At 55.8% G+C, this 18,376-nt stretch carries 18 protein-coding genes; 6 read left to right on the forward strand and 12 right to left on the reverse strand.

The window, feature by feature from the left end; all coding sequences use genetic code 11:
• Positions 1 to 120: 120 nt before the first annotated feature.
• Complete coding sequence (locus ACYSMN_RS16845) at positions 121 to 525, reverse strand: Imm51 family immunity protein (protein ID WP_488925080.1); 405 nt, start codon at positions 523 to 525, stop codon at positions 121 to 123.
• A 40-nt stretch (positions 526 to 565) separates the two neighbouring features.
• Complete coding sequence (locus ACYSMN_RS16850; protein WP_488925081.1) at positions 566 to 2,743, reverse strand: S9 family peptidase; 2,178 nt, start codon at positions 2,741 to 2,743, stop codon at positions 566 to 568.
• A 242-nt stretch (positions 2,744 to 2,985) separates the two neighbouring features.
• Here ACYSMN_RS16850 and ACYSMN_RS16855 point away from each other — a divergent pair, with 242 nt between their 5' ends.
• From ACYSMN_RS16855 to ACYSMN_RS16865, 3 genes are all read left to right on the forward strand, one after another.
• On the forward strand, positions 2,986 to 3,267 hold the full coding sequence (locus ACYSMN_RS16855) for an ATP-dependent Clp protease adaptor ClpS (protein WP_488925082.1): 282 nt from the start codon (positions 2,986 to 2,988) through the stop codon (positions 3,265 to 3,267).
• A gap of 94 nt (positions 3,268 to 3,361) precedes the next feature.
• Positions 3,362 to 3,976: a recombination mediator RecR gene (recR, locus tag ACYSMN_RS16860; protein WP_488925083.1), complete on the forward strand. Its 615-nt coding sequence runs from the start codon at positions 3,362 to 3,364 to the stop codon at positions 3,974 to 3,976.
• Positions 3,977 to 4,200: 224 nt separating this feature from the next.
• Complete coding sequence (locus ACYSMN_RS16865; protein ID WP_488925084.1) at positions 4,201 to 4,860, forward strand: hypothetical protein; 660 nt, start codon at positions 4,201 to 4,203, stop codon at positions 4,858 to 4,860.
• Between the two features lie 462 nt (positions 4,861 to 5,322).
• Here ACYSMN_RS16865 and ACYSMN_RS16870 read toward each other — a convergent pair whose 3' ends face one another.
• The 5 genes from ACYSMN_RS16870 to nuoK all read right to left on the reverse strand — a co-directional run bounded on the left by ACYSMN_RS16870 (position 5,323) and on the right by nuoK (position 11,313).
• Positions 5,323 to 6,729 carry an NADH-quinone oxidoreductase subunit N gene (locus ACYSMN_RS16870; RefSeq protein WP_488925085.1) on the reverse strand — a complete coding sequence of 469 codons (1,407 nt, stop codon included), beginning with the start codon at positions 6,727 to 6,729 and terminating at the stop codon, positions 5,323 to 5,325.
• A 120-nt stretch (positions 6,730 to 6,849) separates the two neighbouring features.
• Positions 6,850 to 8,319, reverse strand: coding sequence for a complex I subunit 4 family protein (locus ACYSMN_RS16875; protein ID WP_488925086.1), 1,470 nt, complete (start codon positions 8,317 to 8,319; stop codon positions 6,850 to 6,852).
• Between the two features lie 54 nt (positions 8,320 to 8,373).
• A complete protein-coding gene (locus ACYSMN_RS16880) occupies positions 8,374 to 8,859 on the reverse strand; it encodes a hypothetical protein (RefSeq protein WP_488925087.1) in 486 nt (161 codons plus the stop codon).
• A gap of 30 nt (positions 8,860 to 8,889) precedes the next feature.
• Entirely contained in the window at positions 8,890 to 10,878 is a 1,989-nt protein-coding gene (gene nuoL, locus ACYSMN_RS16885) for an NADH-quinone oxidoreductase subunit L (protein WP_488925088.1), read from the reverse strand.
• A 102-nt stretch (positions 10,879 to 10,980) separates the two neighbouring features.
• Positions 10,981 to 11,313, reverse strand: a complete 333-nt coding sequence (gene nuoK, locus ACYSMN_RS16890) for an NADH-quinone oxidoreductase subunit NuoK (protein WP_044004096.1) — start codon at positions 11,311 to 11,313, stop codon at positions 10,981 to 10,983.
• 385 nt (positions 11,314 to 11,698) lie between these two features.
• On the opposite strand from nuoK, the gene ACYSMN_RS16895 reads away from it, so the two are divergent.
• The 3 genes from ACYSMN_RS16895 (at position 11,699) to ACYSMN_RS16905 (ending at position 13,505) form a co-directional block, all read left to right on the forward strand.
• Complete coding sequence (locus ACYSMN_RS16895) at positions 11,699 to 12,163, forward strand: MaoC family dehydratase (RefSeq protein WP_488925089.1); 465 nt, start codon at positions 11,699 to 11,701, stop codon at positions 12,161 to 12,163.
• Positions 12,164 to 12,407: 244 nt separating this feature from the next.
• Positions 12,408 to 13,013, forward strand: coding sequence for an RNA polymerase sigma factor (locus tag ACYSMN_RS16900; RefSeq protein WP_488925090.1), 606 nt, complete (start codon positions 12,408 to 12,410; stop codon positions 13,011 to 13,013).
• 111 nt (positions 13,014 to 13,124) lie between these two features.
• Positions 13,125 to 13,505 carry a hypothetical protein gene (locus tag ACYSMN_RS16905; protein WP_488925091.1) on the forward strand — a complete coding sequence of 127 codons (381 nt, stop codon included), beginning with the start codon at positions 13,125 to 13,127 and terminating at the stop codon, positions 13,503 to 13,505.
• Between the two features lie 272 nt (positions 13,506 to 13,777).
• Here the strand turns inward: ACYSMN_RS16905 and ACYSMN_RS16910 are convergent, their stop codons facing one another.
• From ACYSMN_RS16910 to nuoH, 5 genes are all read right to left on the reverse strand, one after another.
• A complete protein-coding gene (locus tag ACYSMN_RS16910; protein ID WP_488925092.1) occupies positions 13,778 to 15,529 on the reverse strand; it encodes a serine hydrolase domain-containing protein in 1,752 nt (583 codons plus the stop codon).
• Positions 15,530 to 15,742: 213 nt separating this feature from the next.
• The gene (locus ACYSMN_RS16915; protein ID WP_488925093.1) at positions 15,743 to 16,255 is read right to left on the reverse strand and encodes an NADH-quinone oxidoreductase subunit J family protein; all 513 of its coding nucleotides are present in this window, start codon (positions 16,253 to 16,255) and stop codon (positions 15,743 to 15,745) included.
• 90 nt (positions 16,256 to 16,345) lie between these two features.
• On the reverse strand, positions 16,346 to 16,909 hold the full coding sequence (locus ACYSMN_RS16920; protein WP_488925094.1) for a NuoI/complex I 23 kDa subunit family protein: 564 nt from the start codon (positions 16,907 to 16,909) through the stop codon (positions 16,346 to 16,348).
• Between the two features lie 23 nt (positions 16,910 to 16,932).
• Positions 16,933 to 17,223 (reverse strand): hypothetical protein, encoded by a 291-nt coding sequence (locus ACYSMN_RS16925; protein ID WP_488925095.1) that lies wholly within the window; start codon positions 17,221 to 17,223, stop codon positions 16,933 to 16,935.
• 29 nt (positions 17,224 to 17,252) lie between these two features.
• Complete coding sequence (nuoH, locus tag ACYSMN_RS16930; protein WP_488925162.1) at positions 17,253 to 18,332, reverse strand: NADH-quinone oxidoreductase subunit NuoH; 1,080 nt, start codon at positions 18,330 to 18,332, stop codon at positions 17,253 to 17,255.
• Positions 18,333 to 18,376: the final 44 nt, after the last annotated feature.

The following is an 18,376-nucleotide window of genomic DNA, read 5'->3' on the forward strand; positions in this document are numbered from 1 at the left end:
CGAGCGGAAAATCTGACACTCCAAAAGCGTAGCTTATTGCAACACAAAACGCCCTTATCCTTGCGGTAGGGGCGTTTTGTGTTGCAATAAGCTACGCTTTTGGAGGCCGCCTTGCGAAGACTAGGTAAGCTGACCGATTTGCGGCGGGTTCTGTGCCAGCTCCCACAGCAGAGCTAGCAATTTTCTGTAGTCTGCTTCGGTGGAAGTATACAGTACGCAAGCTTCCGTGTCACTGTCGCCTTCCACTTGCTCGTTGAGGTTTGGGGCCTTCTTGATCAGAAAAGCGCGAATGGCTTTTTCCCAGCCGTAGCCATTCACTTCAAAACCCGCTCGTTCGAGCTCCGCATTCAAATCGGCTAGCTCTGGCTCGTTGTGCGGCGAGAGGTATACTTCGTACAGCACCTCGCCCGTTTCATCGTGCACCGATAAATGAAACGGCGCGTAGGCATCTTCTTCCCACCTCGATTCCTCAGCCAGAATTCTTTTCAAGGACTTCGGAATCCGCAGTTCATTGAGGTTTTTCACGCTATTCAGGAATGGAGCCGAGAATAAAAGAGACTGGTGCTTACAGCTTCTCGTCGAAGTACTGCGTGATTTTATTGTAGAGGTGCACCCGGTCTTTGCCGCTCACGTTGTGCGGGTGGCCGGGATACACGAAGTAGTCGAGCTGCACGCCTTGATCGACGGCCGTTTTGAGGTAGTTGAGGCTGTGCTGCCACACCACCACGTCGTCGACGGTGCCGTGAATGAGCAGCAGCTTGCCTTGCAGCTTATCTACGTAGTTGAGCAGATTGGCCTGGGCGTAGCCGTCGGGATTTTCCTGGGGCGTGTCCATGTAGCGTTCCGTGTACATGATTTCGTACATCCGCCAGTCGATGACGGGGCCGCCACCCACGCCCACTTTGAACGTGCCGGGACTGCGCGTCATCATCGTCGTCGTCAGGAAGCCGCCGTAGCTCCAGCCGTGCACCCCGATACGGCTCTGGTCGACGTAGGGCAGGGTTTTGAGGTAGTCAACGCCCTTGAGCTGGTCCTGCATTTCGATGGTGCCGAGTTGCCGGAACGTGGCCCGCTCAAACGCCGAGCCCCGGTTGCCGGAACCGCGCGAATCCACCGTAAACACCACGTAGCCCTTCTGCGCCATGAGCTGCATCCAGAGGTTGCCGCCGCCCAGCCACGACTCCGTGACGAGCTGCACGTGCGGCCCGCCGTAGAGGTACACGACGGTTGGGTATTTTTTGGCCGGGTCGAAGCCGGGCGGCGTGGTGAGGCGGCAATACAGGTCCGTTAGCCCATCGGCGGCTTTGATGGAGAACAGCTTGGTTTCGCCTAGCTCATACTCCGCCAATGGGTTGGCGGTGCTCAGGAGCTGTTGCTTCGGCTTACCATCGGCCACGCCCACAAGGCTAATGGCGCGCGGTACGGTGGTGCTGGAGTAGGTGTCGAGGGCATACGTGCTGCTGGGGCTGAGTAGGCCAGTATGCACGCCTTTGCCCTGCGTGAGGCGGCGGGGTTTGCCGCCGCTGAGGCGCACAGCGTAGAGCTGCCGCTGGAGTGGGCTTTCGGCGGTGCTGCTGAACACAACTTCGCGGTTCTTGCCGGCAAAGCCCAGCACGTCTATCACCTGCCACGGGCCGGTGGTGAGCTGGCGCGAAAGCTTGCCGTTGGTGCCGTAGAGGTAGATATGCTCGTACCCGTCGCGCTGGCTGCGCCACAGAAACTGGTCGGGACGGCCGGGCACGAATTGCAACTCGTGCAGCGGCTCCACGAAGGTCTTCTCGTCTTTCTCCTCGAACAGGGTCTTCACGAAAGCGCCCGAGCCAGCATCGTACTGATTGAGCTTCATCTGGCTCTGGCCTCGGTTCAGCACGGCCACGTAAATCGACTTTTCGTCGGGGCTCCAGCTGATGTTGGTCAGGTACTGCTCCTTGGGCTCGCCGGTTTGCAGAAAGACGGTTTTGCGCGTCGTCAGGTCGTAGACGCCCACCGTTACCTCGTGGCTTTTGTCGCCGGCCATGGGGTATTTGATGGCCTTTTCCTGGGCTGGGGTGGTCGAAACATCCACCAGCGGATAGTCGGTCACCATCGTTTGATCCATGCGGTAGTAGGCTAGCTTCTGGCCCGAGGGGCTCCAAAATGTGCCCTTCGTGATACCAAATTCCGAGCGGTGCGCCGCCTGCCCGTTCACGATGGCCGCGTTGGATTCCTGCGTCACGGCCTCGTTTTCGCGGCCCGCCAGCGAGACGTAGAGGTTGGGGCCTTTCGTGTACGCCACACGGGTTTTGCTGGGGTCCATTTCCACGTTTTCGGCAGCCGCATCGTAGCCATATAAAGCCGTGGCCTGCTTGGTCGCGGCATCTACACGGTATACTTTGTTGAGGCGCGTAACCAGAAAAGCCTGCGGACTTCGCCAGGTAACAGTCGGAAATGCCGAGGCTTTCACGGCCGGCGCGCCGGCCGCCTGTAGCGCCTGCCCCAGCTCTCCCAACGTTACCACTGCCGTAGCGGGCTTGCCGGCTGCACCGCGGACCAACTCGTCCTGTCCGCCCACGGTGCGCAGGTAGCTATACTCGTCCTGTGAGCCCGGAATCCAGGCGAGCTGCCGCAGGTTGTCGGGTTGCAGGTTGCGGTTGAGGAAGGCATCTTCCATGGTCAGGCGTTTCTGCTGGGCGTGCAGAGCCGGCAGCTGCGCCACAAACGCCAGCAGCACGAGCAGCAGCCGGCGGGGAGAGGAGTGAAGCATGAAATAAGAAAGGGTAGGGAATGAAAGCCGGAAATTACGCCGGATTTGCCGGAGCACGAACTATTGGGTTTGCTTATCGGCGAGTCTGCGCCGACGGGCCGACAGCGGCCTAAAACACAAACTATCTATTGCTTGATATTCCTCGAAAACCGGGAAACGATTCGGGGTAGTAAGGGGTTATACAAAGCCAACAAATGCCTCACAACCTGTTCCTCTGCCCGTTTTTACGTACTTTTGAGCCCATGAACAGCAAACCGCAAATCGAGTACGACGAGGACGTTCTGCTCCTGGAAGAAACCATTGACGTGCGCGACCTGGTCGTGTACAACGACGACGTCAACACCTTCGACCACGTCATTAAAACGCTCATGGACGTGTGCGGCCACCAGCCCGAACAGGCCGAGCAATGCACGCTGCTCATTCATTACAAAGGCCAATGCACCGTGAAGCACGGCGCCTACGAGGAGTTGGCTGGCATGTGCACCGCCATCCACGACCGGGGCATCTCGGCCGACGTTATTTGATGTGCTAATTAATTGATGTGCTGATGTGCTGACAGGCAAGCAGCACATTACCCAATCAGCACATTAGCATATCAACCAATCAGCACATTACTGAATGGAGTTTCCTTCCAAATTGATAGAGAACGCCGTTGGCGAATTGTCGAAGCTGCCGGGCGTGGGTAAAAAAACCGCCCTGCGACTGGCGCTGCACCTGCTCAAAGCCGAAGCCGATACCACGGCCACGCTGGCGGAGGCCCTAGCTAAAATGCGCTTCGAAATTCGCTACTGCGATACCTGCCACAACATTTCCGACACGCCAGAGTGCAGCATCTGCGCCAATAAGCTTCGCGACCGGGGCACCGTCTGTGTGGTGTCCGATATCCGCGACGTTATTGCCATCGAAAACACCGGTCAGTACAAAGGCATCTATCACGTGCTCGGCGGCGTAATTTCGCCCATTGAAGGCGTGGGCCCCAGCGACTTGCAGATAGACTCCTTGGTGCAGCGCATGGGCGCGCCCGACTCTGAAATTAAGGAAGTCATTCTGGCCATCAGTCCCACCATGGAAGGCGACACCACAGCCTTCTTCCTCTCGCGCAAGCTCCGCGACTTCGATGGTGTGCACATCAGCACCATTGCGCGCGGCATTCCCATGGGTGGCGAGCTGGAATACGCCGATGAAATCACGCTGGGCCGCAGCATTGTGGAGCGGCAGCGACAGGCGCGGTAAGAGCGTCTCGCTCTGGCTAGGTCTGTTTCGAAACCAAGGACAGTTCAAATTATTGACCAACAAAAAGGTCAGCTTCTGCAACTGCGGAGGCTGGCCTTTTTGTTAGCTACGCGTACCCATATTCCTTCTTTTGTGCTTTGAGCGGGGCCATTAGTGAAGCGAATAAACTATTCGTGCGAATCTGCTAATCATGCGTCCGTCTCACTGCTGATGTCTTACATCACATGTCTCTTTATATGCAGTTTCTCAACTCCATTGATTGGTCGGCAACTATTTCCAGTCTCGGCATCTACACGCTGGCGCTAGGAGCCGCCACCTGGCTCGCAAAGGCGCTGGCCGAACAGTACCTGAAAATACGGTTTCGTGACTACGAGAAGCGCCTTGAAACCACCAGTGCCGACCTCAAGATGCAGCTCGATGCCAAGCTCGAAGCTGTGAAAGCTGATTTAAACTTGGCTGCCAGCAAAAACAGCAAGCTGCACGAGAAGCGCATGCTGGTGTTGGAAAGTCTGTACCAGAAAATCGTGGTGCTCAACGATGATATGAAGGAGCTGACGGCCGAGGTGCAATTCATCCAGGCAGATCCGGCCGAAGAGGAGCGGAGCCGTATGCGGGCCGCCAGCGAGTCGTACCGCGAATTCTTGCAGTATTATACGGCCAACAAGATCTTCTTCTCGCCGTCCACTTGCACTCAGATTGAAACCTTGCAGAACAAGTACTTCAACAGCCTAGTCAGCTACCGCACCCACCAGCTAGCTACCGGCCCCAACTCTCCCTTCAGCCCCGAGAAAACGCTCAACGCTTCCGAAACCATCCGTCGGGCCGTACCGCCCGTGTTACGCGCCATCGAGCAAACCTTCCGCGAATTGCTAGGCGTGCAATAAGTGAGAACTGAGAAGTGAGAGCCGAGAGCTTAGAGCGGTTTTCGAAACTGTGTATTTGCCTAAGCCCTAACTAGCCCAGGGTTTAAACCCTGGGCTATGGAGCGGGATGGATCACAAAAGTCTTCTAATTCGGAGAGCAGAGCAGGTAGGTAAGCCCCAGCGGGGCGGCATATCGGTGGAAAGAACAAAGCTCAAAAAGAACCAAGCCCCATCGGGGCGACACCACCGTTGAACGATTGGTGCCGCCCCTACGGGGCTTTGCAGGCCTTCGTGGCCGATGTTTCTACTGATATACCGCCCCGCTGGGGCTCATCTACTTACTAACTGCGCAACGGACAATAAGTAAGCTGCTTTACTACTATTAGGCTACCTAATCACTCGCTGACCCTTCGCCACTAAAAAAGAGCAACTCATGAGCTGCCCTTTTTTAGTGATGCTAGTGATTTGAAGTGCGCGGATTTGCTACAGAATCCCACTCAACAGACCGGGCAGTACGCCTAGCACTACCGTCAGCAGCGCTAGTAGCAGCAGGGCTGCCGACTGGAACGGACTTACCTGAATCGGCGCGGCGTTGGTGTCGTCGGCGTCGCGCATGTACATGGCGATGATGGGGCGCAGGTAGTAATAGATGCTCACCATTGACATTACTACCGCGAATACCACGAGACCGATGTAGCCGTTTTCGACGGCGGCGGAGAAGACGAAGAACTTGCCGAAGAAGCCACCCGTGAGCGGAATGCCCGCCAAAGAAAGCATAGCTACCGTCAGGACGAAGGCAAGGAGTGGGTTGGTCTTGGCGAGGCCGTTCAGGCCGTTGTAGTCCTCCCGCTGGCGGGCATCGGCCACTAGCTTCACGACCCCAAACGCCGCCACCGTGGCTACCGAGTAGGCTAAAGAGTAGAAGAAAATGCTGTTAGCTGAAGCTCCTTCCAACTCACCGTTGAAGGCAACCAAACCAATCAGCAGATAGCCGGCATGCGATACGCTGGAGTAGGCCAGCATCCGCTTGATGCTCGTTTGAGCCACGGCGCCCACGTTGCCGATGAGCAGCGTAAGGACGCACATAGCCGTGAGCGTGGGTAGCCATAGTCCTTGTGCCGAAGCAGCCGGGAAGGCCTGCACCAGCAGCTTGAGAAAGGCGGCGAAACCAGCCGTTTTCACCACCGTGCTCATGAAGGCCGTGAAGAAAGTGGGCGTGCCTTCGTACACGTCGGGCGTCCAGAAGTGGAAGGGGGCCGCCGATACTTTGAAGCCTATGCCGATAAGCATGAGCAGCATGCCGATGTAGAGCATGGGCGTAAGCGACTCATTCACCGGGTTCTGCACCGCGAAACGAATGTCTTCCAGCGCGAACGTGCCGGTAGCCCCGTACACCAGCGCCATGCCGAAAAGCAAAATGCCGGTAGCGAAAGCACCCATCAAAAAGTACTTCAGGGCTGCTTCATTGGAACGCAGGTTGCGCTTGTCGGAGCCGGCCAGCACGTACATGGCCACGCTCAGGATTTCGATGCCCAGGAACAGCATCAGCAGGTGGTTGTAGCTCACCATCATGATGGCGCCCACCAGCGAAAACAGCAGCAGCGAGTAGTATTCGGCGAGGTTGGCTTCGCCGTCGTGCACGTACTTCTGTGAGAAGGGCAGCAGCAGCAGCGCCGTCAGAACCACGATGCCGGTGAAGGCCACCGAGAAGTCGTTGATGACGAGCATCCCGTCGAACCAGGCCCGCTCCGTGCCCCAATCAGTGAAATTGATGGTCAGGACCACGCCCAGCATAAGCATGGCGGCGGGCAACAGCAGCCGGTTGGAGCGCCGGAACCCCAGAAAGAGGTTGCCGAGGCCGAAGACGGAAAGCAGAATGATGGAATTCATGATGTCGCTGAATGTAGCGCGAAGCTCCAGCTTCGCGTATCGTTGAACGAGGTCGCTGAACGATAATCGTTAAGACGGCGCGGACGTAGCGCGAAGCTGGAGCTTCGCGCTACGTGCAAATTATCTTTTCACTACCTCGTTCAGAATCTGCACCACGCTGCCTTCCGACAGGTGCAGGAAGGTGTTCGGAAACAAGCCGATCCAGAAAACGAGCACGATAAGCGGAATCAGCACGGCCAGTTCGCCGCTGGTAAGGTCGGTGAAGGTGGCGGTGAACGAGGAATCGGGGCCGAGCATGACGCGCTGGAACATGCGCAGCAAATACACGGCGCCGAGTATGATGGTGAGGCCAGCCACCGCGCCCATCCAGGCGTTGTACTCGTACACACCGGCCAGTAGCAGGAACTCGCCCACGAAGCCGTTGGTGAGGGGTAGGGCCACCGTACCGAGCAGCAATACCAGGAAACACACCGTCAGCACCGGTGCCTGGCGGGTCAGGCCGCCGAGGTCAGGAATGAGGCGGGTGCCGGTGCGGCGCTCAATGGCATCGGCGATGAAGAACATGCCCACCACGTTGATGCCGTGCGCTAGCATCTGCACGCTCGCGCCTTGCAGCCCGATTTGCGTGAGCGAAAACACCCCGGCTATCATGAGGCCCACGTGAGAGAGCGAAGAGTAAGCAATGAGCCGCTTCACGTCCTGCTGCCGGATGGCAATGATGCCACCGTAAATAATACCAATGATGGCCAGAATCAGCACCAGGTTTTGCCACTGACTCACGCCCAGCGGTACCACCGGCAGCAGCCAGCGCATACAGCCGTAGATGCCCATTTTCAGCATGATGCCCGAAAGCAGCATGGTGGCCGGAGCCGGGGCTTCGGTATACGTATCGGGCTGCCAGGTGTGGAAAGGGAAAATGGGCATTTTCACAGCGAAGGCCGCGAAAATGAGCCAAAACAGCCACGATTGTTCCTGCACGCTTAGATTCAGGTTGTAGAAAGAAGCGAGGTCCGAGTTGTGGGCGGCGAGGCCGTTGATAGCGGGCCCTGTCTGGAAGTACAGATACACGAAGCCCGCCAGCATGAACAGCGAGCCGACGATGGTGTAGAGGAAGAACTTGAACGTGACCTTGGCGCGGTTTACGCCGCCCCAGACACCGGCCAGGAAATAAATCGGAATCAAGGCAACTTCCCAGAAGAAGTAGAACAGAAAGGCATCCTGCGCCGTGAACACCCCAATCAGGCCCGTTTCCATGAACAGCACCAGCGCGTAAAACGCCGACTCGTTCTCGAAGTCGCGGCGGAAGGCGCTCAGCAAAATTAGCGGCACCAGAAATGCAGTGAGCAGTACCAGCACCAAGCTTAGCCCGTCGATGCCGACATGAAAGCTGATGCCAGCCGAGCCAATCCAGGGCACGTTGAGCGAGAGCAGCCCGGAATTGTTAGAGTTGAAAGTAACAGCCGCGAAAACCGCCAGCGCGAATTCAACCAGCGCCGCACCAAACGCCGCGACCCTAGACGCGCGCCCCTTGAAGAAGTGCAGCAGCAGGGCAGCCGCCACGGGCCAGAGTAGAAGAAGGACTGTGAGCATGCTTTAGTGTGAGGGTACGGCCTTTTATTTTGAAATATAATTAGTGTATTTTATCTAAAAATTTCTTCTATCCCGAAAATAGACATATGCCTCCTTGTCAAATATAATCTGTGGTCCTCCATAAACCCATACTATACCAAATGGCCTGTCAACAAGCCCTGTTATTATAGTCATGTTATTAACAGTTTGATATACGAACACATTATCTTTATTTTCATATGGCGTCCAGTCCTTAAAGAAAAATCTTGGCCAGTATAGATTAGTGTATTTTTCCAAAGTCAGATCTACTTTGTCTCTAAATGTATAATGTGAACCTACTTCTGTGCAAGACAAATATAAACGCCTTCTGTATTTATTTTCGTTCTCATCTAATCCCTCAAGAATAAAATAATATCCTTCTTTATCTGTTTCTCCTTTCGCAAAATACTCTCCATGCATGACCAATTGATATCTATTAAAATCAATTTCGCGACTTTTTTCTAGAGGTACATAATTATCTTTATTTGGATAGCATGAAACAAAATCAGGATTGTATTTCATGGTTTATAAATTTTATGTAATATATCTGCTTTAAAAATTCACGTAGTTCAGCGCCAGCACCAGCACGATGCCCACTACCATCAGGATGAGGTAGGTTTCCACGGAGCCGGTTTGCACGTAGCGCAGCAGTTGCCCGCCACCCATTGTCAGGCGGCCGAAGCCATTTACGATGGGGTCGATGATGCCCTGCTCCACGTAGCGGTGCAGGCCGCGCGAAAGCCACATCACGGGGCGCACGAACAAGGCATTGTACAGCTCGTCGATGTAGTATTTGTGGTAAACCACGTTTTCTGGTGCGGAGCGGGTAGCTTCGTCCGCGGCCGGGCGCACGCCGCGACTCACGTACTGCACGTAAGCCAGGATGATGCCTAGTACACCCGCGCCCACCGAAAGGCCGATGAGCATGTATTCCGTGGCGTGGTCAACTTCGCCGCTGAAAGCCTCGGGGTTGATTTGGCGGGAATAGGTGAAGAGTGGGGCGAGGAAATCGGCCAGGTAGCCGCGGCCCAGCACCAGCGGCGCGTTCATAAAACCACCCACGGCCGCCAAAATGGCCAGCACGATGAGCGGCAGCGTCATGGAAGCCGGCGACTCATGCAAGTGGTGCTTCTGCTCCTCGGTGCCCCGGAACTCGCCGAAGAACGTGAGGAACAATAGGCGGAACATGTAGAAAGCCGTCAGGAAAGCCGTGAACAGACCCACCGCGTACAGCACTTTGCTGTGCTCGTAGGCGTGCAGCAGGATTTCATCTTTGGAGAAGAAACCCGAGAAAGGCGGAATACCCGCAATAGCCAGGCATCCTACCAGGAAGGTGATAAACGTGATGGGCAGCGCCTTACGCAGACCGCCCATGCGGCGCATATCCTGCTCGTTGCTCATGGCGTGAATCACGGAGCCCGCGCCCAGGAACATCAGCGCCTTGAAGAAAGCGTGGGTCAGGACGTGGAACAGGGAGGTGCTGTACCCCATCACGCCGAGCGCCAGGAACATGTAACCCAGCTGCGAAACGGTGGAGTAGGCCAGTACCTTCTTGATGTCATTTTGGGCCAGACCAATGGTAGCGGCAAACAACGCCGTAGCCGCCCCAATGATGGCAATAACTTCAAGCGTTTCGGGAGCCAGCGTGAAGAGCACGTTGGCGCGCAGAATCATATAGATGCCAGCCGTCACCATGGTGGCGGCGTGAATCAGGGCCGAAACGGGCGTGGGGCCGGCCATAGCATCGGGCAGCCAGGTGTAGAGCGGCAACTGCGCCGATTTGCCGGTAGCGCCCACGAATAGCAGCAGCGTAATCACGGTCACGACACCCACGCCGTAAGTGCCGAACTGGCCAAGCGCCGCCTTCTGGAATACCTCCCCAAACTGCACCGAGTTGAAGGTGAGATAGATCAGGAAGATGCCGAGCAGGAAGCCCAGGTCGCCGATGCGGTTGATGATGAAGGCTTTCTTGGCGGCGTTGTTGTAGTTGGTATTCTTGTTCCAGAAGCCGATGAGCAGGTAGGAGCACAGCCCCACACCTTCCCAGCCAATAAACAAAATCACGAAGTTGGACCCGAGCACCAGCACCAACATGCTGAACACGAACAGGTTCAGGAAGCTGAAAAACTTGCCCACGTTTTCGTCGTGGTGCATGTAGCCGATGCTATAAACGTGAATCAGGAAGCCCACGCCCGTCACGAGCAGCAGCATAATGAGGCTAAGCTGGTCGATTTGGTACTGGAAGGGAATCTGCATCGAGCCCACCGAAATCCAGTCGAACAGCGTGACGGTGTAGGCCATGTGGGCCGTGGTGCCCGGAATAAACCAATTGACGGTCGGGTGGGTGAACTCCCAGAACAGCGTGGCTGAAATCAGGAAGGAGCCGAGCACGGCCACGCTGCTTATAGCGCCGGCTACGGTGCCGGAAAGACGCTTATTGAGCAGCCCGTTGAGGAGAAAACCCAGGAACGGCAGCAGCGGAATCAGGACGTAGAGCAACGTCGAGAAAGGAGCGTCGGCGCGAATGACAGTTTCTTGCATCTGGCTTAATAGCTTAATGGCTGCATGGCTTAATTGTTAACTGTTCTGACGGATCATTGACCGACCCAACCATTTAACCATTAAGCCATGCAGCCATTAACATTAAAATTTCAGGCGATTGAGCAGGTTGACGTCGGTGTTTTGCAGGTTTCGGTAGATCATCACGATGATGGCTAGACCCACCGCCACTTCGGCGGCGGCTACGGCCATGATGAAAAACACGAACACCTGCCCGTTGGGGTCGGCGCGATAGGCCGAAAAAGCCGTCAGCAACACGTTCACGGCATTGAGCATCAGCTCCACGCACATGAAAATGATAATGGCATTGCGCCGGGTAAGTACGCCAAGCACGCCGATAGAAAACAGAGCGGCGGCGAAGAAGACGTAGTACTGAAGAGGAACCGTTTGGATAACCTGCGGTATGTTCTGGTCCATGCGGTAGGGCTGACGACGAAAAGGCGCCCCCAATAAAGATGAGTTGGGGACAACTAGCCGGCAAAGGTATCCTGAAAATCGGAAAACGCCACCCCGGTTTTGACCCTTTCCGAGGCGTTTTCGTCTGAATATTGCACTGGAACAAGGAAACCCATCGGTCCGCTGTCTGCTGCTACCGTTTGCGCAGTGGTTTGTGGTTGTTGGTTTGTAGTTGTTGGTTTAAGCAGTTTATAAGATAAGCCGCAGCCGTAAACCAGCCACCAACAACTGCAAACGAACCGAAATCATCTGCTAGTAAAGCCACCTGCGTAACAGCAGTCACTCAGATGTCCTGTTACGGCCTGCCATTGTACATTCGCCTTCTCATTACTAACCTATCTTCTCCATGAGCAGCATCACCATCCGCACCCTGGCCGAGCTTCAGCAGTACGAGGGGCAAGAGCTAGGAGTATCCGGGTACCACACCATCACGCAGGAGCAAATCAATCAGTTTGCGGCGGCCACCCTCGATTTTCAGTGGATACACGTGGATGCTGAGCGGGCGCAGGCGGAATCGCCGTTCGGCAACACCATCGCTCACGGCTACCTCACGGTGTCGTTGCTGCCCTACTTCTGGACGCAAATCGTGAGCATCGAAAACCTGAAGATGCAGGTCAACTACGAAATCGAGAGCTTGCGCTTCAACCAAGCTGTTACTGTCAACAGCCAAGTCCGCCTGCGCGCCCGGCTCCTCTCTGTCCGCGACCTGCGCGGCATCGCCAAAGCCCGCATCGAAGTGACAATGGAAGTGGAAGGCAGCCGTAAGCCCGCGTACACCGGCGTCATTACGTTCCTGTACCACTTCGTTTAAAACTCAGAAATGAGAGCTTAGAATCTTGACAAATTGCCGGCTTGTTTGCAAGCCTTCATAACTGTGATGCTATGGCATACGATATTAATCAGATACTTCCTTCGTCAGCAGGATAGGTTACCCAGAAGCGCAGGCTAGCTTTCGGAGCTGATTTTCGCCTGAAGAAATGAAAATTACTTTCCATCTGAATAATTTATACCTAGCCTAAAGTATTCCCCTCTCTATTCGCGTCTACTGATGCAGAATGAAAACTCTTGCCATACCCCTTGACGCTTCACTGATGACGGCCGGCCACCAGGACCTGCAGATACAGGAAGCAGTGCGCACACAGCGCAGTCGGCTGCTGGCCTTCATCCGCCGCCGCATTCCCGATGAAACCGAGGCGGAAGACGTTCTGCAGGACGTTTTCGCCGAGCTGGTAGAAAGCTACCGGATGTTGAAGCCGGTGGAGCAGGCCGCCGCCTGGTTGTTCCGGGTGGCCCGCAACAAAATCACGGACCTCTACCGCCGCAAAAAGACCGTTTCCCTGGAAAACGAAATGGCGGCCTACGCCGCCGAAGGCGACGAGAATTCGCTGCTGCTCGCCGATATTCTGCCTGCCACCGACGATGCCCCCGAAAACCGTCTGCTACGCCAGACGCTGATGGAGGCGCTAAGCGATGCACTGGCGGAGTTGCCCGCCGCCCAGCGTCAAGTGTTTATTTGGCACGAGCTGGAGGAAAAAACCTTCCGCGAGATGGAGCAAGAAACCGGCGTGCCGCTCAAAACTCTGATTTCGCGTAAGCACTACGCCGTGCAACACCTGCGCAAACGGCTCCAAAAGCTTTACACCGAGCTTTTCACTGATTAAATGGCAGAGCGGCGTAATGGTTGAAAGGTGGTTTTCACGCTATTTCAACTAGCAGTAGTAGCAAGCTGCATAACAGCCGTTCTTCCATCCAAGAATTCAACAATTACTCCAATGAAACGCTCCTTTTGGCTGCTTCGCGGCCTCAAATTCATATTCTTCGCGGCCCTCTTTGTGGCCGTTGCCGGCTTCCTCACCATGAATCTTTGGAACTGGCTGGTACCGGCACTGTTCCAGGGCCCGGCCATCAACTTCTGGCAAACGCTCGGTCTGTTGTTGCTGTCTCGCATCCTGTTTGGCGGCTGGGGCCGAGGTGCCCGCGGCCGTGCCTGGGCCCGCCGCCGCAACATGTGGAAGCAAAAACTAGAGGCCCGTATGGCTGGCCTCACTCCCGAAGAGCAAGAGAAGTTTCGCCAGAAAATGCAAGGCGCTTGCTCTGGACACTCCTGGATGCGCCGCCGGGCAACGGAAGAATCTACCTCTACCGCGCTATAAGCTGCTGATAAGCATCCATATTAAAGGCCCCTGGCAGAGATGCCAGGGGCCTTTATTGTTAGCATATATTGTATTTGGGGGGCTCCGAAGTCCGTATCCCGCTTTTATATCCCGTCCTGAAGACTGCTTCATCTAGGTATACACCCTTCTACTTTTCCTTACTAGTGTATACCTCACACGAGAAGCGGTGACAATGATAGAAAACGAGAACTGCGCTTCAGCCAACAGCGGCTACGATAGTCTCACTTCCCATGTCTTCCTGTCTCATGTCACTACTTACCCGTTAGCAGCCCGCGCAAGCGGGAGAGGTAAGAAGATTGTGAAGCGGCAGACTGAGGAGTTGACGGCTGCGACTTAGTTGCGGGAGTAAGAGCAGGCTTCTGACTTCGCGTTTTGCTGGCTACAGCTTTGCCCCGAGAGCCTGCTTTCAACTTAGACTTGGCCAAGAAAGGAGCCGCCTTGGGCATCTGGAAGCGCAGGACTGGGTTGTTGTCAATAGTATAGACGGGCAGCAGGTTGGTTTTTTCGTCCAGCCGATACTCGATTACGCGGGCGTAGTACGTGCGGCCCGGCTGTAACCGACTCACCTGTACAACGCTATCTGTGCCAGCTGCTACCACATAGTTGCCGCGACCAAACGAGGCACCGTGCCCAAACACGCTGCCGCTGGGATACAACTCGCCATCCAAGGGAAGAGCATCAACGGGCTCGTCTTCGCGCATAACCACCAACCGGTGCGTGCCGTCGCCATTAGCCCAAGTCAGGGTGGCAGAGTTAGGCGCAGTGCCAGCGAGCCGCAGTTCAGCGGCATTTTGGCCGGGCGGCAGAAGGTCGTTGGAGGGCCAGGCGTTGGGGCGGTTGATACAGTCCCAACCAAGGTCTTCGAGGTCGTTCCAGAAACGGTTCGTGTTGGGGCAGGCATTGAGCAAGATGGCCCAGGTATAGCCGTCGGCGGTGCGGGCAATGATGCTGCTGGAGCCGTTGAGGTAGCCCGTATGCCACCACACGCCCCGCTTGTTCACCATCCAGCCTTTGGCATAGCGCCGGTTCTGCTCCGAGGGCGCCGTCATGGTGTCGAGGGTGGCCGGTAGCAGCATGTCGGGGCGGGTAGGGGAGTTATCGACGGTAAGCAGCAGGCGCACCAAGTCGCGGGCCGTGAAGAGCCAGCCGCCGTGGGCGTTCATGGCCTCTATGTTGGCGCCGCCGTAAGCAAATGGCACCCGCTTGCCCGTCCCGTAGCACGACTCATTGGTGAGTGGGCAGAAGTATTCCGCCTCGTTTTCTCGCTTGCTGGTGCGCAGGTTGTGAGCCAAATGGGCTTCCTGCACGCCGCTAGGCAGCAAGACGTGGCCCCGCACCCAGTCTTCGTAGTGCTGGCCGGTTACTTTCTCAATGATTTTCCCGAGAACGAGGTAACCGATGTTGGAATAAGCAAACTTGCTGCCCGGCGTAAAATTCAGGCCCCGGCTCAGCAGGTAGCGCACCAGGGTGGAGTCGCCCACGGGGTTAGGAACCTGCATGACCTGCGCCACGTGCAGCGGAAAATCAACTGGGTCGGAACTGCGCCGGTCGTCTACGCCCGCGTCGCGGTTCCAGCCGGCCGTGTGCTCCAGCAGCTGGCGCAGAGTGATGTCGTAAATGCGTTGGTCGGTGATGACGCCAGTATAATAGGCATCATCGAGGTAGCCAGTGGGCCCGAACACCTTGTGTTGCAGCTCTAGTTGGCCGTCTTCCACCAGCTTCATAATGGCTATAGCCGTTACGGGCTTCGAGACGCTGGCCACGCGCAAAAGCGTGGCGGGCGTCATGGGCTTCTTGTGGGCTAAGTCGGCATAGCCAAAGCCGCGTGCGTACACCAACTCGCCGTGCCGGCTGATGGCCACGGACGCGCCGGGAATCTTCCAGCGGGTTATGAATTTCTGCACTACAGCATCGCAGGGCGCGGTTTCAACCGACGATACTCCCGTCTGCGCCAAGGCCGGTAAGGCCAGCAAGCCCAATAGCAGGGCCAGCAACTTTTTCACGAAATCAATCAGATAAAAAAGCCTCTATAACAGCCGAATGCGGCAGTTGCAGTCTTTTAACAGACCTACAATTTTATGAGATAATGAGCAGATTATAGCTGGTCCTTAACAGGAATATTTTTGATTTCTTATTGGGACGGATAGTCCTAAAATGAAAAGCGGCAACTGATGTATCAGCTGCCGCTTTTCGCGTTTGTCAGATGAGCAGAAGCCCTAGAAATTCCGCTCGCCAGCTTCCCGCTTGCCCAGCATCACGGCGCCCACCATCGCAATTAGAAACAGCACCGAGGCCAGCTCAAAAGGCAACGAATAGTTCTGATAAAGCACCAGCCCTAGCCGATCTACCATTCCGATTTGGCTGTCGAAGGAGCTGTTGAGGGGCGAGCCGGTGGGCTGAATGTCTTTCAGGGCCGCCACCAGAATGAGTAGCAACGAACCACCCGCTACGGCCGCGGCAATCTTGGCCAGGGCCGGTTTGTGCGGCTCCGTGTCTACGTTCAGATTCAGGAACATAATCACGAACAGGAACAGCACCATGATGGCGCCGGCGTACACGATGATGTTCACGGCCGCCAGAAACTGCGCGTTCAGCAACAGATAGTGCCCAGAAAGCGTGAAGAACGTCAGGATCAGGAACAGCACGCTGTGCACCGGGTTCTTGGCGAAAACCACTCCCAGCGCGCTCAACAGCGCCACGAAAGACAAAAACAGAAAGAGAGGAGACATTAACTAGGTATTAGGTTGAAGTCGTTAGTTGTCGGGTAGGGAAGGCGTTGCAATTGCGTGAACCGACAACTAACAACGAGCAATGGACAACTAAGCCAACTGCTTACGCAATTTTTCGGCTTGCTCCGGCGTAAGCTGAATGCCGCGCACTGACCGTTCATCGGGCGAAACCGACTCTACGAGGCGGTCCTTGCCGTAGATAAACTCGTCGCGCTCGTAGCGCGGTGGGGCCATTTTATCGGGTTGTAGATACACAGCTGCTTTCGGGCAGGCTTCTTCGCAGAGGCCGCAGAAGATGCAGCGCAACATGTTGATTTCGTAGCTGATGGCGTATTTCTCCTCACGGTAGAGGTGCTCTTCGCCTTTCTTTCGCTCGCCGGCTACCATCGTAATGGCTTCGGCAGGGCAAGCTACGGCGCACAAGCCGCAGGCCGTGCACCGCTCCCGGCCCTGCTCGTCGCGCTTGAGTACGTGCAGGCCGCGGAACACGGGCGAGAAGGGGCGCGTCTGTTCGGGGTAGCGCACGGTGGCCTTCTTCATGAAGAAGTGACGCATCGTAATGCTCAGCCCTTGGAAGATGGCTGGCAAATACGCCCGCTCCGCCAAGGTCATCGGCTTCTTCTCTAGTTTCTTGGCTCGGTTGGTGAGTTGCATGGTTGTAATCTATCTCTATTGGCTTAGGAAGCCTTTGGAAGCACAATGTTTTCCAGCACGCGCACCCGCTGGTCGAGATGCACGATTTCCTCTATGCGCTCAGCCAGCTTCATGTTGGATAAGCGCATCTCATTCAGGCCAATGTTGGTCTTAGCCTGCTGGATTTTCAGTTCAGTGATGTCATTCTTCATCACATTGATGTCGTTTTTCATCACGTGAATATCCCCTGCCATCGTCTGCGTAACTTCTTTGAGGCCGCGCAGCTCGCTCAGCATGTCCGCCATGATTTCAATTAAACGCTCATCGGAAGACATAGCAGTAGGAGGTTGGGTGAAGCACGAATCTACTGAATCACCTTGAACAGGATGAGTCCGCCGGTGATGAGGATGTTGATGACGGCCGCCGGGATGAGGATGGTCCAGCCCAGACGCATCAGTTGGTCGTAGCGGAAGCGTGGCAAGGTCCAGCGCACCCACATGAAGAAGAAAATGAACCCGAAGATTTTGGCGAACAGGCCTACTGTACCGAGCGCCGTAATCAGGTTTTGAGCCGAAATTAATTCCCAGCCCTGGCTGCTTACGAGCCAGTCGCGCAGCTCGTACTGGAAGGGGAAGTTGAAGCCTCCGAAGTACAGCACGCTCATCACGGCCGAAGCCACGAAGATGTTGATGTACTCCGCAAACAGGTACAAGCCCAGCTTCATCGACGAGTACTCCGTGTGGTAGCCACCCACCAGTTCCGTTTCGCACTCCGGCAAGTCGAAAGGCGTGCGGTTGGTTTCCGCGAAAGCACACACGCAGAAAATAATGAAGCCCAAGGGCTGCTTCACGATGTTCCACATGGCCCACTCGCCCGGCACCGACTGTTGCAGCGTGATTTCGCGCAGACTCAGCGTGCCCGAAATCATGAGTACCGCAATCAGGGCCATACCCATGGCCAGCTCGTAGCTGATGTTTTGCGACGCGGCCCGGATGGCGCCGAGTAAGGAGAACTTGTTGTTGGAAGCCCAGCCGCCAATCATGATGCCGTACACGCCCAGCGAAACCACGCCGAACACCCACAGCATGCCCACGTTCACGTCGATGCCTTGCAGGAAGAAGTTGTTATTACCGAAGCTCACGCTGTTGCCAAACGGAATTACCGCCGACGACATCAGCGCCGTAATCATGGCCAGGCAGGGGCCGAAGACGAACAGCACCTTGCTGGCGCCGCCAGGGAAAAATTCCTCTTTGGTGAACATCTTCACGGCATCGGCCAGCGGCTGGAGCAAGCCGTAAGGCCCGGCCCGGTCTGGTCCCACGCGGTCTTGCAAAAAAGCCGCAATAACGCGCTCCGCATAAGTGGAGTACGTCGCAATCAGCAGCGAAAGCGCAAATACGACGAAGATGACAATGGATTGCCAGCCTAAGGTTGGTAGTTCGATCATGTTCTTTATTGTTTAATGGCTGCATGGTTAAATGGTTGGTC

Source organism: Hymenobacter sp. M1-2, assembly GCF_057808495.1.

What these genes read in the sequence shown, in the direction of transcription:
- ACYSMN_RS16850 (WP_488925081.1), bottom strand. Translation starts at nt 2,743, where the DNA reads ATGCTTCACTCCTCTCCCCGCCGGCTGCTGCTCGTGCTGCTGGCGTTT.
- ACYSMN_RS16855 (WP_488925082.1), top strand. Translation starts at nt 2,986, where the DNA reads ATGAACAGCAAACCGCAAATCGAGTACGACGAGGACGTTCTGCTCCTG.
- recR (WP_488925083.1), top strand. Translation starts at nt 3,362, where the DNA reads ATGGAGTTTCCTTCCAAATTGATAGAGAACGCCGTTGGCGAATTGTCG.
- ACYSMN_RS16865 (WP_488925084.1), top strand. Translation starts at nt 4,201, where the DNA reads ATGTCTCTTTATATGCAGTTTCTCAACTCCATTGATTGGTCGGCAACT.
- ACYSMN_RS16870 (WP_488925085.1), bottom strand. Translation starts at nt 6,729, where the DNA reads ATGAATTCCATCATTCTGCTTTCCGTCTTCGGCCTCGGCAACCTCTTT.
- ACYSMN_RS16875 (WP_488925086.1), bottom strand. Translation starts at nt 8,319, where the DNA reads ATGCTCACAGTCCTTCTTCTACTCTGGCCCGTGGCGGCTGCCCTGCTG.
- ACYSMN_RS16880 (WP_488925087.1), bottom strand. Translation starts at nt 8,859, where the DNA reads ATGAAATACAATCCTGATTTTGTTTCATGCTATCCAAATAAAGATAAT.
- nuoL (WP_488925088.1), bottom strand. Translation starts at nt 10,878, where the DNA reads ATGCAAGAAACTGTCATTCGCGCCGACGCTCCTTTCTCGACGTTGCTC.
- nuoK (WP_044004096.1), bottom strand. Translation starts at nt 11,313, where the DNA reads ATGGACCAGAACATACCGCAGGTTATCCAAACGGTTCCTCTTCAGTAC.
- ACYSMN_RS16895 (WP_488925089.1), top strand. Translation starts at nt 11,699, where the DNA reads ATGAGCAGCATCACCATCCGCACCCTGGCCGAGCTTCAGCAGTACGAG.
- ACYSMN_RS16900 (WP_488925090.1), top strand. Translation starts at nt 12,408, where the DNA reads ATGAAAACTCTTGCCATACCCCTTGACGCTTCACTGATGACGGCCGGC.
- ACYSMN_RS16905 (WP_488925091.1), top strand. Translation starts at nt 13,125, where the DNA reads ATGAAACGCTCCTTTTGGCTGCTTCGCGGCCTCAAATTCATATTCTTC.
- ACYSMN_RS16915 (WP_488925093.1), bottom strand. Translation starts at nt 16,255, where the DNA reads ATGTCTCCTCTCTTTCTGTTTTTGTCTTTCGTGGCGCTGTTGAGCGCG.
- ACYSMN_RS16920 (WP_488925094.1), bottom strand. Translation starts at nt 16,909, where the DNA reads ATGCAACTCACCAACCGAGCCAAGAAACTAGAGAAGAAGCCGATGACC.
- ACYSMN_RS16925 (WP_488925095.1), bottom strand. Translation starts at nt 17,223, where the DNA reads ATGTCTTCCGATGAGCGTTTAATTGAAATCATGGCGGACATGCTGAGC.